The sequence below is a fragment of the Actinokineospora inagensis DSM 44258 genome, assembly GCF_000482865.1.
Lineage (GTDB): Bacteria > Actinomycetota > Actinomycetes > Mycobacteriales > Pseudonocardiaceae > Actinokineospora > Actinokineospora inagensis.
Genome location: NZ_AXWW01000030.1, coordinates 59,649 through 76,219, shown reverse-complemented (window position 1 = coordinate 76,219; position 16,571 = coordinate 59,649). Strand labels below are relative to the sequence as shown.

General features: G+C 69.1%; 14 protein-coding genes and 1 pseudogene. 9 read left to right on the top strand and 6 right to left on the bottom strand.

Annotation, left to right across the window (positions count from 1 at the left end):
- Nucleotides 1–41: 41 nt before the first annotated feature.
- From pstC to H504_RS34830, 8 genes are all read left to right on the top strand, one after another.
- Entirely contained in the window at nucleotides 42–1,115 is a 1,074-nt protein-coding gene (pstC, locus tag H504_RS0113385) for a phosphate ABC transporter permease subunit PstC (RefSeq protein ID WP_026423191.1), read from the top strand.
- Nucleotides 1,112–2,023, top strand: a complete 912-nt coding sequence (pstA, locus tag H504_RS0113380) for a phosphate ABC transporter permease PstA (protein WP_026423190.1) — start codon at nucleotides 1,112–1,114, stop codon at nucleotides 2,021–2,023. The genes pstC and pstA overlap by 4 nt, the downstream gene beginning before the upstream one ends.
- 8 nt (nucleotides 2,024–2,031) lie before the next feature.
- Nucleotides 2,032–2,808, top strand: a complete 777-nt coding sequence (pstB, locus tag H504_RS0113375) for a phosphate ABC transporter ATP-binding protein PstB (protein WP_026423189.1) — start codon at nucleotides 2,032–2,034, stop codon at nucleotides 2,806–2,808.
- A gap of 499 nt (nucleotides 2,809–3,307) precedes the next feature.
- Nucleotides 3,308–3,820, top strand: coding sequence for a DUF3558 domain-containing protein (locus H504_RS0113370; protein ID WP_026423188.1), 513 nt, complete (start codon nucleotides 3,308–3,310; stop codon nucleotides 3,818–3,820).
- A 100-nt stretch (nucleotides 3,821–3,920) separates the two neighbouring features.
- The gene (locus tag H504_RS0113365; RefSeq protein WP_026423187.1) at nucleotides 3,921–4,304 is read left to right on the top strand and encodes a hypothetical protein; all 384 of its coding nucleotides are present in this window, start codon (nucleotides 3,921–3,923) and stop codon (nucleotides 4,302–4,304) included.
- Between the two features lie 72 nt (nucleotides 4,305–4,376).
- The gene (locus H504_RS39805; protein ID WP_169735381.1) at nucleotides 4,377–4,895 is read left to right on the top strand and encodes a DUF3558 family protein; all 519 of its coding nucleotides are present in this window, start codon (nucleotides 4,377–4,379) and stop codon (nucleotides 4,893–4,895) included.
- A gap of 75 nt (nucleotides 4,896–4,970) precedes the next feature.
- A complete protein-coding gene (locus tag H504_RS41140) occupies nucleotides 4,971–6,599 on the top strand; it encodes a dermokine domain-containing protein (protein ID WP_157440386.1) in 1,629 nt (542 codons plus the stop codon).
- Nucleotides 6,600–6,605: 6 nt separating this feature from the next.
- On the top strand, nucleotides 6,606–7,367 hold the full coding sequence (locus H504_RS34830; RefSeq protein ID WP_051385797.1) for an ESX secretion-associated protein EspG: 762 nt from the start codon (nucleotides 6,606–6,608) through the stop codon (nucleotides 7,365–7,367).
- 39 nt (nucleotides 7,368–7,406) lie between these two features.
- Here the strand turns inward: H504_RS34830 and phoU are convergent, their stop codons facing one another.
- The 5 genes from phoU to dusB all read right to left on the bottom strand — a co-directional run bounded on the left by phoU (nucleotide 7,407) and on the right by dusB (nucleotide 14,801).
- The gene (phoU, locus tag H504_RS0113345; protein ID WP_026423185.1) at nucleotides 7,407–8,072 is read right to left on the bottom strand and encodes a phosphate signaling complex protein PhoU; all 666 of its coding nucleotides are present in this window, start codon (nucleotides 8,070–8,072) and stop codon (nucleotides 7,407–7,409) included.
- Nucleotides 8,073–8,145: 73 nt separating this feature from the next.
- Nucleotides 8,146–11,859 carry an LCP family protein gene (locus H504_RS43050; protein WP_051385796.1) on the bottom strand — a complete coding sequence of 1,238 codons (3,714 nt, stop codon included), beginning with the start codon at nucleotides 11,857–11,859 and terminating at the stop codon, nucleotides 8,146–8,148.
- Between the two features lie 244 nt (nucleotides 11,860–12,103).
- Nucleotides 12,104–12,919, bottom strand: coding sequence for a GGDEF domain-containing protein (locus tag H504_RS0113335; protein WP_035304258.1), 816 nt, complete (start codon nucleotides 12,917–12,919; stop codon nucleotides 12,104–12,106).
- A gap of 281 nt (nucleotides 12,920–13,200) precedes the next feature.
- On the bottom strand, nucleotides 13,201–13,665 hold the full coding sequence (locus tag H504_RS0113330) for a hypothetical protein (RefSeq protein ID WP_245614230.1): 465 nt from the start codon (nucleotides 13,663–13,665) through the stop codon (nucleotides 13,201–13,203).
- A complete protein-coding gene (gene dusB / locus H504_RS0113325) occupies nucleotides 13,662–14,801 on the bottom strand; it encodes a tRNA dihydrouridine synthase DusB (RefSeq protein ID WP_026423182.1) in 1,140 nt (379 codons plus the stop codon). The genes H504_RS0113330 and dusB overlap by 4 nt, the downstream gene beginning before the upstream one ends.
- Nucleotides 14,802–15,076: 275 nt before the next feature.
- Here dusB and H504_RS0113315 point away from each other — a divergent pair, with 275 nt between their 5' ends.
- A complete protein-coding gene (locus tag H504_RS0113315; RefSeq protein ID WP_157440385.1) occupies nucleotides 15,077–15,538 on the top strand; it encodes a hypothetical protein in 462 nt (153 codons plus the stop codon).
- A 701-nt stretch (nucleotides 15,539–16,239) separates the two neighbouring features.
- On the opposite strand, the pseudogene H504_RS0113310 reads toward H504_RS0113315, so the two are convergent.
- A pseudogene (locus tag H504_RS0113310) lies at nucleotides 16,240–16,503 on the bottom strand (tRNA-dihydrouridine synthase); the annotation flags it as partial.
- Nucleotides 16,504–16,571: the final 68 nt, after the last annotated feature.

Here is a 16,571-nt window from a genome sequence, read left to right as displayed (position 1 = left end):
CCTGGCAGACTGTCCACCTGGCACAGAGCCGAGACGACGACATGAGCGATTCCGACACTGTCGGACGCCCCGGGGCCCCCGGCTTAGCCGGGGGCCCGCGGGGCGGCGCGGCGCCCGACACCGCACCGGAGGCACCGATTACCCCCACTCCGCAGGGCTCCGACGGGGACCCCGCCAAGCCCACCAAGGTCATCACCCGCCCGGGTGACAAGATCTTCAAGACGTTGACCGTCGGTTCCGGCGTCTTCGTCGTCGTCATGATCGCGCTGATCGGGATCTTCCTGCTCATCCAGGCGATCCCGTCGCTGGCGGACAACAACGCCAACTTCCTGTTCAGCCGGGACTGGAACGCCGACCCGGCCAACCTGGCCTTCGGCGTGCTCGACCTGCTGCTGGTCACCATCTTCAGCTCGGTGTTCGCGCTGATCATCGCCATGCCCGTCTCGCTGGGCATCGCGCTGTTCCTCACCCAGTACGCCCCGCGCAGGCTGGCCCGGCCGTTCGCCTACCTGGTCGACCTGCTCGCCGCGGTCCCCTCGATCATCTACGGCCTCTGGGGCGCCTACGTGCTCGCCCCGGCGCTCTCGCCGATCAGCAAGTGGCTCAACGAGTACCTCGGCTTCATCCCGCTGTTCGCGTCCGGCAGCTCCAACCTGGTGATCGGCCAGACCATCTTCACCGCGGGCATCGTGCTCGCGGTCATGCTGCTGCCGATCATCACCGCGATCACCCGCGAGGTGTTCGACCGGACCCCGCCGATGCAGGTGGAGGGCGCGCTCGCGCTCGGCGCCACCAAGTGGGAGGTCATCCGCACGACCGTCCTGCCGTTCGGCCGCGCCGGGTACATCAGCGCGTCGATGCTCGGTCTCGGCCGCGCCCTCGGTGAGACCATCGCCGTGCTGATCATCCTCAGCTCCACCACCAAGCACTTCAGCTTCAGCCTCTTCGACGGCGGCGACACGATCGCCTCGAAGATCGCCCGCGCCGCCCAGGAGTTCAACGACCCGCGCGGCGCCGGTGCCTACATCGCCGCCGGTCTGGTGCTGTTCGTGTTGACCTTCGTGGTCAACGCGTTCGCCCGCTCCATCATCTCCGGGCACAAGGAGTACGAATGAGCACCGCGACCGACCTGGACCGGCCCGCGACGCCGCCCGCCTTCCAGGAGATCAACGCCAGTCGCCGGTTCAAGAACCGGCTGGCCACCGTCCTCGTCGCCGGGGCGTTCGTGTTCGCCCTCGCGCCGCTGGTCTGGCTGCTCATCACCGTGCTCGCCAAGGGCCTCAGGTACGTCTTCAACGCCGACTGGTGGCAGAAGTCGCTGGCGGGCCTCACCTCCCGCCAGTTCGGCGGCGGCGTCTACCACGCCATCATCGGCACCCTGCTGCAGGGCCTGATCTGCGCGGTCATCGCCGTCCCGATCGCCATTCTGGTCGCGGTCTACCTCGTCGAGTACGGCAAGCGGTCCCGGCTGGCGCGCGCGGTCACCTTCACCGTGGACATCCTCTCCGGTGTCCCCTCGATCGTGGCCGCCCTGTTCATCTACGCGCTCTGGGTCACCACCCTCGGCCTGCCGCGCAGCGCGTTCGCCGTGTCGTTGGCGCTGGTGCTGCTGATGATCCCGGTCGTGGTGCGCACCACCGAGGAACTCCTCAAGATCGTCCCCGATGAGCTGCGCGAGGCCGCCTACGCCCTGGGCGTGCCCAAGTGGAAGACCATCGTCAAGATCGTCATCCCGACCGCGATGTCCGGCATCATCACCGGCATCTCGCTGGCCGTGGCCCGCGTCATGGGCGAGACCGCGCCGGTCCTCGTCCTGGTCGGCTACACCGCGTACATCAACTACGACCCGTTCGACGGCAACATGGCGTCGCTGCCGCTGCTGATGACCGCGGAGCGGCTCACCACCAACGCCGTCGGCGAGGCCAGGGTCTGGGGCGCCGCGGTCACGCTGATCCTCATCATCACCGTTTTCAACCTGCTGGGATCGCTGATCTCGCGGCTGACCTCCCTGAAGACGAAGTAGGCGACACAATGGCCAAGCGCATCGATGTCAAGGACCTCAACCTCTTCTACGGCAAGTTCCACGCCGTGGACCAGGTGTCGCTGGCGGTGCCGCCGCGCAACGTGACCGCCTTCATCGGCCCGTCCGGTTGCGGCAAGTCCACCGTGCTGCGCTCGCTCAACCGCATGCACGAGGTCATCCCCGGCGCCCGCGCCGAGGGCAAGGTCCTCCTCGACGGCGAGGACATCTACGCCTCCACCGTCGACCCGGTCTCCGTGCGCCGCACCATCGGCATGGTGTTCCAGCGCCCCAACCCCTTCCCCACCATGTCCATCCGCGACAACGTCGTGGCGGGCCTCAAACTCGCAGGCCTGCGCGACCGCAAAAAGCTCGACGAGGTCGCCGAACGCGCCCTCCGCGGCGCCAACCTCTGGGCCGAGGTCAAGGACCGCCTCAACCGCCCCGGCGGCGGCCTCTCCGGCGGCCAGCAACAGCGCCTCTGCATCGCCCGCGCCATCGCCGTCCAGCCGGACGTCCTGCTGATGGACGAGCCCTGCTCCGCCCTCGACCCCATCTCCACCCTGGCGATCGAGGACCTCATCCAGGAGTTGAAGAAGGACTTCACCATCGTCATCGTCACCCACAACATGCAGCAGGCCGCCCGCGTCAGCGACCAAACCGCCTTCTTCAACCTCGCAGGCGTCGGCCAACCCGGCCGCCTCATCGAACTCGACGACACCGAGAAGATCTTCTCCAACCCCACCCAAAAAGCCACCGAAGACTACATCTCCGGCCGCTTCGGCTGACCAGTACCACCGTTTTCCAGAGCCGGGCGACACTGTTCGCCCGGCTCTTTTATTTCTTCAGCCACCCGCTCATATCGACGAAGCGCCACACTCGCACCGCGCGCCAAAAACCCACCCCATCGACGAAGTCCCACTCTTGCACCGCGCGCCTCGGGACCCGCCGATACCAACCGCCCGTTGTGGTGAAGTTGTTTTGTTTGGGGGGGACAGTAGCCTTAAGCTGAACGGCGGGTAAGGCCACGCTTTCCAGTGGCCCCGCCTTTTAGCCTTACCAGAGGCTGCTGTCAGGGGTCCCCAAACAAAACAACTTCACCACAACGGGCACCCCCGTTTTAATCTGGCGCCCGAGGCCGGCGTCGCCGCCAGGCGACCAGGCCGAAACCCGAGGCGCAGCCGAGGCCCAGTGACCCAACTTCCCCACACCACCCCCACGCCCCCCACCACATTGATACCGTCCCCCCGGGGTCCGCTCACCAGTCCGCAAGCGTTGGGGAGATCAGTGAGCCGTCCTCGGCATGTCCAGACCCTCCTGCTCGTCGCCCTCACCGCCGCCTGCTCAGCGCAAACCGGCGGCACCCCCATCCCCGCCACAAGCGCCCCACCCACCACCGCCACCAGCCACCAAGCCGACCCCAACGCCCTCCGCACCGTCCAACCCTGCACCTTGCTACCCACCGCCGCCATCAAGACACTCGGCGTCACCGGCCAACCCACCCCCTCCGCCACCTCCAAAACCCGCCAATGCGAGTGGAAGGCAGCCGGCTACACCATCGCCGTCGTCATCTACGACACCGCGGGCATCAACGACGTCAAGACCGACCGCGAGATCGAGTACCTCCCGATCGGCACCCACGACGGCGCCCGCTACCTCACCCGCACCAGCGCCTGCGCCATCGCCATCGACGTCACCCCCACCAGCCGCGTCGACGTCCAAGCCACCGGTGACCACCCCGACGACCTGTGCGCCCCCGCCCTGGAAGCCGCCAAGCAGGTCGAACCCGCCGTCCCCTGACCGGAACCAACCGCCGCCCCAGATGCGTCACACCGGGGACGCGACCTGCGGGTAGTTGGTACGGTGCCAACGCCAGTCCGCACCGGATCGGGGGTCAGCCATGTACATCGACGAGGGTGCCAACGCCCCACTCAGCGCCATCGGCCAAGCCATGGACGACTTCGCCCTCAGCGCCGCCTCCGGCCACTTCGCCATCAACGCCCACGGCGGCGACGCCCTCCTCGCCGCCATCCGCAACATGGCGGCGTGGGTCGACAGCCAGCAGTCGGTCGAACAGACCATCGCGCAAAAGCCGAAGCTGGGCAGTTCGAACAACGCTGAGGTCGTCAAGCCGTTCATGCTTGAGGTCGCTGCCGGCGATCAGGGGTTCTTCACCCAATTGCGCCAACTCCGCGAGTCGCTGGTGAAAGCTGAGGCCGCCATCAAGCAGGCCATGGCCAACTACCAGGCGACTGACCAGTCGAACGCGGTCGGGTTCGCCTGAGCCATGGTGTCGAGGAAACATGGGAGACTAGTGAGGCGATCGTTCTGGCTGGGACCGGTCGTGGTTTTGTCGTTGACCGCTACCGCCTGCACGAATACCGAAGGTGGCAGTCCGATCGCCTCGGGTGATGGTGGGCAGACCACCACCACGAAGTCCACCACGCGACCGCCCAGAACCACGTCTAGTTCGGCACCCGAGACTGCGATTAAGCCTTGTGAGCTGATCAGCTCTTCCGCTGCCTCGACGTTGGGAATCACCAGCGGACCTCAGCAGAAGAAGGCAGGCGACAGTCCGTACTGCGAGTGGCGGGTCGACAAGGACAGCATCGCTGACAGCTACACGTTAGGGATCGGGGTTCTTGATGGGGTGGGTCTTGACGACATCGTGTCCAGTGTTCCGGTCCAGCGCGTCAAGGTCGGTTCAAGGAACGCGGCCCAGTCTATCGGCGGTGTGCATGGTGTCGCCTGTGTCATCTCGTTGGAGCTCACGTCGAAGTCGCGGATCGATGTCGCGGCCGTAGGTGGGGATCCGACGAAGCTCTGCAAGCCCGCCTTGGACGCGGCGAACGTTGTCGAACCCGAACTGCCCTAACGCGGGAGGTTGAACATGCCTGGCCAGGCGAGGACGGTGTATACGCCGCATCAGGGGGATCGGCGGGTGGTGGCGGTGTCGGATCCGGCGAGTCCGGGGTATGACCCGGGGTCGGCGGATTACGACGCGACGTATGACCGGAGTTCGGGGCTTTACATTGATCGTAAGGGGACTTCGGATTCCAGTGCTGATCTGCACGACCAGGCGGAGCAGCAGGTTGATCAGGACATCCGGGACGCGCCGTGGTGGCCGGGGGTGTGGAAGCGGTTCACGCGGAACAGTGATGTGCAGGACCGGTACGCCAAGGAGATGTCGGCGCAGGCCCGGCAGTTGGCGGCGGGGTTGGACACGCGGCAGCCGCCGGGGTTGGCGAGTACGAATTACCAGAGTTTCGCGCACAGCAAGTTGAAGCCGATGGTGACCGAGGATGTCGACCCGGACCAGGTGGGGCAGATCGGGCAGCAGTACCTGGACGCGGGGAACGCGATGACGCAGTTCCAGTCGGAGGTCGCGACGGCGATCAACGACAGCCAGGCGGAGTGGCGGGGCGCGGCGGGGGATTCGGCGCGGCGGTTCATGGCGGATGTGGGGAACTGGGTGGGGACGGCGGGGCAGAGCGCCCAGTTGGCCGGGACCCAGGCGGGGATCCAGTCGGCGGCGTTGGCGGACGCGAAGAACTCGATGCCGGATGAGGTGCCGTTCGACGCGAAGGCGGCGACGAAGGACTTGATGTCGACGACGGATCCGGTTGACCTGGTCCGGAAGTCGGCGATGTACATGAATGACTACCGGGAGAGCCAGGCGGCGCACGCCGAGGCGGCCCGGGTGGTGTCGGGGTATGACGGTCATTTGAGTGGCGCGTCGACCATGCCCGCGTTCGCGGCGCCGCCCGCGATGGGTGATGCGGCGAAGGAGACCGGAGACCCTGGCGACAACAGCAAGGGTGTCGACAAACCCGGCGGTAAGAGCGTCAACGTCACCGGCGGCAGCCACAGCAATACCAGTAGCGGTTTCGGCGGCCCGAACAGCTCGAACAGCCATACGGGCACAACGGCACCGACCGGCAATTCGACTTCCCACCCGGGTTCGGGGAGCAACAACGGGAACCCGGGTTCGACCACCCCGACCGGTCCGACGATTCCGGGTGGCGACAGCGGTACTGATCCGGGTAATTACCTGCCGGGCGACCCGGGTTATCCGGGCCCTGGCTCCGGTTTCCCGAGCCCCGGTGGTTCGAACTCGGGTGGTCAGAACCAGAACCTGCCCGGCGGGCTGGCCCCGATGCCCGGTGGTGGACCGATCACCGGCGGCGAGGACGTCCTGCGCGGCGGCAGTGGTGGCGGTGGCGGTGGCCGTGGTGGTTTCGGCAGCGGTACCGGCGGTGGTTTCGGCGGTGGCAACAGCACTGGCGGCGGTGGTGGCACGGGTGGCGGTACCGGCGCCCTGAGCGGTCGTGGTCTGGGCGCGGGGATGGGTGCGGGCGCGGGTGCGCTGGCGGCCGAGCAGGCGGCGTTCGGTCGTGGCGGTGCCGCGGGCGCGGGCGGTCGGGGCAGTTCGGGGATGGGCGGTATGGGTGGTGGTGGTTCTCGCGGGCAGGGCGGTGAGGACGAGGAGCACCAGCGGCCGTCGTACCTGGTGGAGGCGGATCCGGACGACGTGTTCGGCACCGACGAGATGACCGCGCCACCGGTGATCGGCGGCTAGCGCTCGATGCCAAGGTCGTTCACGTTGTCCCTGGCCGCGGTGGACACGCTCGGGCAGGTGTTGGGGGTCAACCCGCGGTTGTTCCCCTTCGAGGTGCCCAGTTTCGGGGAGTACACCGCGGACCGGGAGCGCATCGCGAAGGCGGTGTTGGCGGATCTGCACGGCCGCGGCTTGGTCGACCGGGAGGTCGACCCGGACGTGGAGCTGGCGTTGCGGGTGATCAGTGAGCACGATGTCGGCGTCGGCGTGATGGGCACTGTCCTGAAGGACCGTCCGATCAGGGCGCGCGCGGGAATCGTTGGTGGAAACGGGGTTGTGGCAGTCCAAGAAGGACAGACGATCCGGTTCGACGTCGTCGCACCCGCCTCGGTCGCGCGGGCGTTGGTGGAGTTGCTGCCGACCTCGGCGGCGGGTCCCGGCCAGTCGGTGATGGTGACCGAGCAGCCACCCGTGCGGCAGACCGGTTACGTGCGGCAGGTGCGCGCGCCCCGGTCCACTTCGGACACACAGTTGCGGTTGGCGGCGACCATGTTGGAGCGCCCGCGCACCGGTTACGGGTTCTACGCGGTGAGCGGCCGCGGCAGGCACGGTCGCGAGGTTGACGGCGGCACGGTCGGCTGGATCGACACCGAGGTGGGCCGCTACCTGTCGGTGAGCAGGCCGCAGCCGGACGGCGCGCTGCGCGCCACGTACTCACCGGCGGACACCGCGCGGCTGACCCGGCAACTGGCGGAGCTGATCACCGCCGCCACCCCGCGGCGGAACTGAGAGCGGCCTGCCCCCGGGAACCGGGGACAGGCCGGGTTGTCACAGGTCGTCGTCGCTGACGGTGCCGGGCATCCGGCCGGTGACCACGAACACGACGCGCTTGGCGACCGACACGGCGTGGTCGGCGTAGCGCTCGTAGAACCGGCCGAGCAGGGTGACGTCGACCGCGGCGGCGACGCCGTGCTCCCACTCCCGGTTCATGATCAGGGTGAACAGGTGCCGGTGCAGGTCGTCCATCTCGTCGTCCGCGTCCTCGATGGCGCGGGCGGCGGCGACGTCGCGGCTGCGGATGACCTCTTCGGCGCGGCGGGCGAGCGCGACGGCGACCCGGCCCATCTCGGCGAAGTAGGCGTTGACCGGCTCGGGCAGCACCGGCGCGGGGTGGCGGCGGCGGGCGGCCTTGGCCACGTGCAGGGCGAGGTCACCCATCCGCTCCAGGCTTTCCGCGGCGTGGATGGCGGCGAGCACGGTGCGCAGGTCGGTGGCGACCGGGGCCTGCAGGGCGAGCAGGGCGTACGCCTGCTCCTCGCAGGCGGACCGGGCGTCGTCGATCGCCTCGTCGCCGCTGATCACCTGCTCGGCGAGGCCGAGGTTCGCCTCGAGGAGCGCGCGCGTGGCTAGCTCCATCGCATCGGCGACCATGGCACACATGCCCGCGAGTTTCTCGGCGAGCTGACCGAGTTCGGAATGGTAGGCCTCACGCATGCGCACAGCCTAAAGCCCAGGTCGCGGAGATGCGCCATCGCCAGGTGAACCCAAGATGAACGACCCGTCGCGCTCAGGCGCAGTGCACGTCGTCGGCGTTGATGGTGGAGAGGTTCTTCGGCAGCGGCGCGGGTGCCGGGGTGGACGTCGCCGGGGTGCCGCCCGCGTTCGGTGCGACGACCTGGCCGTTGAACTCGGGGCCGATGATCAGGACCAGCGCGGCGGACATCGACGGGTCTTCCTGCAGGACCGCGCCGCCGGGGATGGTGGACGCCAGGGTCTGCGCGGCGGCCTCGTGTCCCTTCCCGTAGTGCACAACGGTCTTGGGCACCGTGGCGGTGGGGTTGACCTGCACGACGGTGAAACCGAAGCCCGCGAGCTTGTCCGCGGTGCGCCGGGCGACGCCGCCGGTGGTGTTGCCGCCGTTGAGGACCTGGATCTTCAGCGTCTTCGGGTCGACCGGCTGCTGGTCGCGTATCGGCGCTGCCTGCTGCTGGCCGGTGCCCGCGGGCACCGGGGCCTCGCCGGGCAGCGGCGTCTTGTCGATGATCGCCTTGAACAGCGCGTCCGAGTCGCCCTTGCGCAGCACCTCGTTGTCGCGCGCGTTGGGCAGACCGACGGTGGGCACGGTGATGAAGGTCACCCGCCCGGCTTCCAGGTTCTGCAGTGACTGGCCGAGCTGCATCAGCGAGTCGACGTTGATGTTGTCGCCGAAGGTGGACTTGGCGAACTCGGTGGCGAACGCGGAGAGCTTGCTCGGGTCGAGCAGCACCTGCCCGGACATGGCCTTGCGCAGCAGCGAGGACAGGAACCGCTGCTGCCGCTTGATGCGGCCGTAGTCGGAGGTGGGGTCGCCGCGCACGTGCCGGGCGCGCACGAAGTCCAGCGCCTGGTCGCCCTTGAGCAGCACGTCGGTGCCCGCCTGCTGGACGACCCACTTGTTCAGCGTCGTGTCGAACATGGGCTTCTCGACGCACACGTTCACGCCGTCGACCGCGTCGACCATGCCCTTGAAGCCGTTGAAGTCGATGCTGATGAACCGGGTGATCTGCAGGCCGGTCAACTGCTGGATGACCTTGGTGACGCACAGCGGCCCGCCGACCTCGTACGCCGTGTTCATCTTGGCGTACTTCTCGCCGCCGACCTGCTGGCCGGTGTACTTGGCCGCGGTGCTGTCGAAGCGCTCGCAGCTCGGCCGGTTGATCTCCAGGTCGCGCGGGAAGGACACGATCACCACGCGGCTGCGGTCGGCCGGGATGTGCGCGACCATCACGGTGTCCGAGCGGGCGCCGGTGACGTGCTGCGCGTCGCCGACCCCGTCCTCGGCCTCGGCGCCCGCGCGGGTGTCCGAGCCGACCATCAGGAAGTTCTCGTCGCCGCGCTGCCCGTCGGCGTTCTGGATGGACGACGACCCGGGGTCGAGCGCGCGCACCTGGCCGATGCTGTTGTCGGCCCACTCCTTGAAGCCCCAGCCGACGCCGGTGGCGGCGAACACGAGCAGCGCGGCGGAGCCGGAGAACACCTTGGCGATCAGCGACCACCGGCCGCGCTTGGGCTTGTTCTCCTCGTCCGCGCTCTCCTCGGCGCCGTCACCCTCGTTGTCACCGTCCTGGTCTCTGTCCTGGTTGACCGCCGAGACGACGACGGTCGGTTCGGCCGGTGCCGCGGCGAGTTCGTCGAGCTTGTCCTCCAACTCGGCGGCGTCGGCGCCCCACGGGTTGAGTTTGAGCCGCTTGTTCCGGCGGGCCTTCTCCTCGGCGCGCATCTCGTCGTGCACCTTGGAGAACCGGGCGAGGGTCTGGTCGACCCGGCGCCGCTTCTGCACGGCCTCGCCGATCGGTTCCATCTCGGTGGTGAGGCCGACGAGTTCCTGCGGCGAGACGTCCGGCGGCGGGGTGAGCTTGCCGTCCGGCTTGGGCGGCATGGACGACTGGCCGGGCGGCTGCTGGTTGGGGATCTTCGGCCTGCCGGTGAGCGGGTCGACCTGGATCTCGGCGGCCGGGGGGTCCTGCGGTCCGTCGTCGCGGTTGCCCGGGATCGGGTGTTGGCCGGTGGTCGGTCGCGGCCCACCCGGTATCGGGTGCTGGCCGGTGCGACCGGGTACGGGGTGCTGCCCGCTGCCCTGCTGCCCGTCGAGCGAACGGCCGGTCGGGTACTGGCCCGTGTTGCCCGGTTGCCCACCGGGGGCGGGGAATTGCTCGGCCCGCCCGTTGGGCGTCGGGTACTGCCCGGTGTTCGACGGTTCGCGGCCGTTGGGGACGGGGAACGAGCCGGTGCCGTTGCCCGGTCCGCGCCCGTTCTGCACGGGGTACTGACCGGAGTTCTGCGGATTCGGGTACTGCCCCGTGTTTCCGGGCTCCCGCCCGTTCGGCGTCGGGTACTGCCCGGTGTTGCCCGGTTGTCCGCCGGGGACCGGGTACTGGCCGGTCGCGCGCGGCGGTTCGACGGGGCGGCCGTTGGGGAACTGGCCGTTCGGTGGCTGCCCGTTCGGTCCGCGTCCGGCGACCGGCATCGGTCCGGACTGGTTGCCGGGGCGCCCAGGCAACGGGTGTTGGCCGGTGCGCGGCGGCTCGACCGGGGGTACCGGGTGCGCGCCGGTCGCGAACGGCGGTTCTGGCCTGCGGCCGGGGGCGGGCCGGGACCCGGTGGTCTCCGGCGTCGGGTACTGGCCGGTTGGCTGGCGCCGGACCGGTCCGTCCTGCGGGCCGCGGCGCACCGGGGACGGCGGGCGGTTCTCCGCGTACGGCGGCTCCGGTGCCCGGCGGCCGTCCAGTGGGAACTCGGGGGTGCCCGGCGGGTGGGCCGGGCCGCGGCGCAGTGGTTCCGAGCGGGTCGGGTCGGCGAGCGCGGGCCGCACCGGTTCGGACCGGGTGGGCTCGGCGAAGTCGTCGTCGAGGGCGCGGCGGCGGACCGGTTCCGAGCGGGTGGGCTCGGTCAGGGCGCGGCGTCGTGCGTCGGAGAGTGCGCGGCGGCCGGTCGGCTCCGGTTCAGTGTATTGCTGGGGGTAGCGCACCGGTTCCGGTTCGGTGTCCGGGCGGGCGCGGCGGCCGGTGGGCTCGGGGAGCGCCCGGCGGCCGGAGGCCTCCTCGGCATCATGCCGTGTCTGGGGCGGCGGCGGGGTGCCGGGCAGCGCGCGCTTGGCGTCGGCGCGGCCTCGGCTGGCCGATTCGGCGAAGGTCTCCTTCTTCGCGCGCCTACCGGTGCTCGTGCCGAGCAGTTCGACCACCGAGCGGGGCCGGTCCTCCTCATCGGGGACGGCGGGCCGGGGCGCGCGGTCGACGGGTTGGCCGGTCGACTGGGCGAGGATGTCGGCGGGCACGGCGTGCGTCGCGGTGCGGTTGCGGCGCGGCTCGGGCCGGGGCTGTTCAGTCCTGGGTTGTTCGGCCCTGGGTTGTTCGGTGCGCCGCGGTGGTTCCGGGGGCGGCGGCGGTTCCGGCGCGGGCACCTCGGGGGCGCTGCGCCTGCCACCGCGGCTGATGACGTTGCGGTGCACGTCCTCCGGGGCGGCGTGCCGGGAGGGCGGCTCCGGGGCGGCGCGTCGGCCGCTCGCGGGCGGCTGGCTGTGGTGTCTCGGTATCTCGTCCGGTTCGTCCGCTTCGGGGACGGGCATCAGGTTCGACCGAGAGCCGGTGGCGTTCGGGTTGTGCCGCTCGACCAGGTCGGACACGCTGACCCCGCCCGAGCCCTCCATCGACCGGCGCCTGCGTCGGGGCTGCTCGGCCGGTTCCGGGGCGCGGCGCTTCCCGCCGGACGAGGAGCCCGGGGCGCGGTCGTGGTCGTCGGACACCCGTGCTCCTTCCGCGGTACTCGTGCGTGCGTTGACTGCTGGTGCCGCGTGAACCGTTGTCGGTTGGTTATCAACACGTTGCTGTGCCGCGTTCGGTTGCTTACCCGATCGTGTCACGCTGCAGGTGCGATAGTACGGATGGCTGCCCCCCGTGACGATGGCAGACCGAGATTCGTTCACTAACGGTGCGGAGATCCGCGCACTGGTCTAGCCCAATCAGGGTAGCCCCGGTCGGGTTGGGTACTTACCGGGCGGAGGCTCGCGGCGCGGCCACCGCTCGCCGCCCCGCGGCGGCTCCAGCCAGGTGGGCGGTGCCGTCGAGCAGGTAAGCGACGGCGTTCCGGCCGGACTGCTTCGCCGTGTAGAGCAACGCGTCGGCCTCGCGGAGCTGACGCTCCGGGGCCGCCGGTGTGTTGTCCGCCACTCGGATGGCGGGTTCGTGCGCCAGGCCGACGCTCACCGTGACCCTCAGCCCGAGCACCAGGCTCGACCACGGGTACCGCTCGACCCGGCCCCGGGCGGCCTCGGCGATGTCGACCGCGGTGCTCTGGTCGACGCCGGGCAGCACCAGCACGAACTCCTCGCCGCCGTAGCGGGCGCAGAAGCCGTCGTCGGGCAGGCCGTCCTGCAGCAGCTCGACCACCCGCTGCAGCACCCGGTCGCCGACCAGGTGCCCGAAGGTGTCGTTGACCTGCTTGAACCAGTCCAGGTCGACCAGCGCGACGGCCAGCCCGGCCGCGTTGCCCTGCTCGGCGACCAGGTCGACCAGCCGCTGGTCGAGGTAGCGGCGGTTGTAGCTGGCGGTGAGGCTGTCCCGGATGCTCTGCTCGTGCGCCTCGGCGTGCTCGCGGCGCAGCCGGTCGACCTCGCGGCGGAACTGCTCGGGTATCTGCGGCGGCGCGCCCAGCTCGGACACCAGGTCCAGTGCGGAGCGGAGGTGCTGGTATGCCTGCCGGTACTGGCCACGGGAGGCGAGCAGGGCCGCGATGGACTCGTGCAGGCTGACCAGGTTCGCCGTGTCCGCGGGCGGGTCGTCCGGGTTCTCGGCGCGCTCGGTGATCGCGGGGTGGCGCAGCGGTACTGTCGGCTCGCTGACCCGGTGGTCCGGCCACGGGCTGTCCCGCTGGTCGGGCTCGGGCTTGGCGACACCTCGTCCCAGAACGGCCACCGCGGTCACCTCCCTACGTACGTGTGTGTCGTCCGGAATGAAGCCGCGCTTGAGCGACCGGGACGCTTGGACGCCGGAATTCCCCCTACTGGTGGACGGCACACTGCTCCATACCGGTGACGGAGTGGGGGATCGGTGGCGAAACGTGTTCGACGAGGGTCACCCGTTCGGCGTCACCTGGTCGGGCAGGGCGTGAAGCCGTACGCTTTCCCGTCCAGCACCACGACCCGCTGCGACCCGATCTGCTCGGCCAGCGTCGCGGTGTCCCGGCGGATCCACACCGACACGGCCACCACGTACACCGTCCCGCGCGGCGGCTTGCCCGCCCGCTCCGGCTTCCACTTGGGGTCCGTGCGCAGCGTCGACATGGTCGGCTCGATCCGCAGCGTCAGGCCGCCGAGGTCGCAGGTCGCCGAGGCGAAGTCCGGGTGCTGGGTGCGGCGCAGGAAGTCGCGCTGCGCGCCCGCCCCCTGGGTCCCGGCGTCGTCGAGGTCGGCGAAGTACTTGGTGATGAGCGACCGGTCCTGCCCGGTCGCGCTCACGGCCGCCACCGGCTTCCCCGCTACCGCGGTCGCGCAGCCCGCCGCCGTGGTCGTGGCCAGCAGGACCAGCGCGGTACCCCAAACCCGGCGCATCATCCCCCCGAGTGCATCAGCTCGGCACCGACCGGCACGGCGGCGTCCTCGGGATCTTCCAGCCATCCCTCGGGCAGCACAACCCGCCCCGGGGAACCCTGCCTGCCCCGCGGCCCCTCCGCGTCGGCGGGGTAGGGGGCGTCGTGGTCGAGCTCGCCGATGAGGTCGTCGAGCTCGGCCAGGGTGGACACCAGGGCGAACGCCCGGCGCAGGTCGGAGCCGATCGGGAAGCCGCGCAGGTACCAGGCCATGTGTTTGCGCAGGTCACGCAGGCCCTTGTCCGCGCCGAGGTGGTCGGCGAGCAGGGCGCCGTGCCGACGCAGGATCGTCCCGACCTCACCGAGGGACGGACCCGCCGGGATCGGCTGACCGGTCAACGCGGCGTGCAACTCCCGGAACAGCCACGGCCTGCCCAGGCAACCCCGGCCGACCACCACGCCGTCGCAGCCGGTCTCGCGCATCATCCGCTGCGCGTCCTCGGCGCTGAAGATGTCGCCGTTGCCCAGGACCGGGATGGACGTGACAGTGTCTTTGAGCTCCGCGATCCGCGACCAGTCCGCCTGCCCCGAGTACCGCTGGGCCGCCGTCCGCGCGTGCAGCGCGACCGCCACGGCGCCCTCGCCTTCGGCGATGCGCCCGGCGTCCAGATAAGTGAGGTGCTCATCGTCGATCCCGACCCGGAATTTCACCGTCACCGGGATTCCCGCGGGCGCCGCCGCTTCCACCGCGGCCCGCACGATCCGACCGAACAGCCGCCGCTTGTACGGCAGCGCCGCCCCGCCGCCCTTACGGGTCACCTTCGGCACGGGGCAGCCGAAGTTGGAGTCAATGTGATCGGCAAGCCCTTCGCCCGCGATGATCTTGACAGCCTCGGCCATGTTCTTCGGGTCAACGCTGTAGAGCTGGAGGGACCGCGGGTGCTCGTCGGCCCCGAACGTGATCATCTCCATGGTCTTGGGGTCGCGCTCCACGATCGCGCGAGCGGTGATCATCTCGCAGACATAGAGCGAGGTCGGGCTGCCGAACTCCCGGCACAGCGTGCGAAACGCGACGTTGGTGATCCCCGCCATCGGCGCGAGTACGACGGGCGGGCTCACGTCGTACGGGCCGATTTTCACGGGCGGGGTCGAGGTCGACACCCGAATAGGTTAGCTGGTGAATGCGGCCCGCAGTTCGGCGTAGGCCTCGTCATCGAACGCGACGAACCTGATCTGGGCGGCTGCGGTTCGCGTCGACTGGACTGTGCCGACCCAGATCCGCGCCGTTCCTGCAACCCGCATACGCCGGTGGCGGTCGCAGGGAACGCGACGCTGGTGACCTTCAGACGCTGACCGGCTGAGGACCTGGGCCGCAGCGTCGATCTGATTACTCAACCGCCATGCCTTGCCACGGTGCGTCATGATAGACAGTGGTCGTGGCTCTCGCAGACGAGCAGTACTCCCGCGTGATGCATCGACTTGAGCACGATCTGCCCGACGTCGCCGACCAAGTCGGTCGGGAATCGCGTGGTGGGCGCGTCGTGACTGAGGACAAGTTGCGTCGTGACGATCGCGCCGATCGCGCCGAGCGGTTGTACGAGACAAAGCTGCCACCGCTCGGTAAGACTGATGTCGCTGTGGTCCCGTATAGCGTGGAGGAGCGACTCGAGTTGGTTCGAGACGCATTGATCACCCTGGCAATGTCGATGGACGGCTCTCGGCGTGAGCTCGCACGGCTGGCCAGTGAGTTCGGTATCACACCGGTGGTGATCTTCAGCGACGAAGAGTCTGTCGGTGAGGAATTGAGTCTGGATGTTGAGTTGCGACGTACATCTCAAGTCGTGCGCCAGGTGCGCACACTCCTCGATGAAGACTTCGACGATCGGGGGGACAAATGAGTCGGGCGGACCTGGTCGTTGCGATTGAGTCGGCTATCGGTGCGCTTCAGTCTGCTTATCGAGGTGACGCCGACGAATCGGATCTCTACGAGGCATCGTTGTTCGTATTGTGTGTCGATGCGGCGCGCGCTGCAGGGGGTCGGGTACTTCTCACGACCGATGGGCGAACACCCACGTCGGGGTTTCGCTTCCGGCGAAGCCCCGGGAATCTATGGCTTGGCACGTTTACCTACGCCGTGATCTCCTTCGATGGCCTGGCCAAACACCTCGAGATTCACCTCGGTGTGTATGTGGCGGCAAGCAGTTCCCGAGTGGCCCACGAGTGTGATGTCGCAGTTCTCGACCAACAGGAGGCTCAGCGGAGCCGCTTGGCGGGGGTGCATCCACGGAAGCGTGGTTTGATTGCCGCAGTCGAAGCAAAACACTACAGCGCGTCGCCCTCCCTGGGCATCGGTCGTTCATTCTTGGGGTTGACGCAAGAACTCGGCGCGAAAGATCGGTTTCTCGTGTTTCCCGCACGGAGTTCAGCTAATCTCGCAGGACTAATTGCCCGTAAGACCTGTGACGCCTACCCCGAGTTGCTTCCAGGGAGTCCAGCGGCTGAACGGCTCCGGGGAAACCTGAACCAGGCGATCCGCAATTGGAAAGATCAAATATAGTTCCAGCCTCAGGTGATGCAGGTGTTGTCAGTGTGTTGACTTCGGGCAGCCGAAGTTCATGTCGATGTGGTCGGCCAGGCCCTCGCCCGCGATCAGCTCCACCGCAGCCCGCATGTTCACCGGGTCCACGCTGTAGAGCTGGAGCGACCGGGGGTGCTCGTCCGGCCCGAAGGTGATCATCTCCATGGTTTTCGGGTCCCGTTCGACCACGGCCCGCGCGGTGATCATCTCGCAGACGTACAGCGAGGTGGGGCTGCCGAACTCCCGGCACAGCGTGCGGAACGCGACGTTGGTGATGCCGGCCATCGGGGCGAGCACCACCGCCGGGTCGACCCGGTACCGGCCGATCGCCAGCGCTGGGGGCGAGTCCGCCT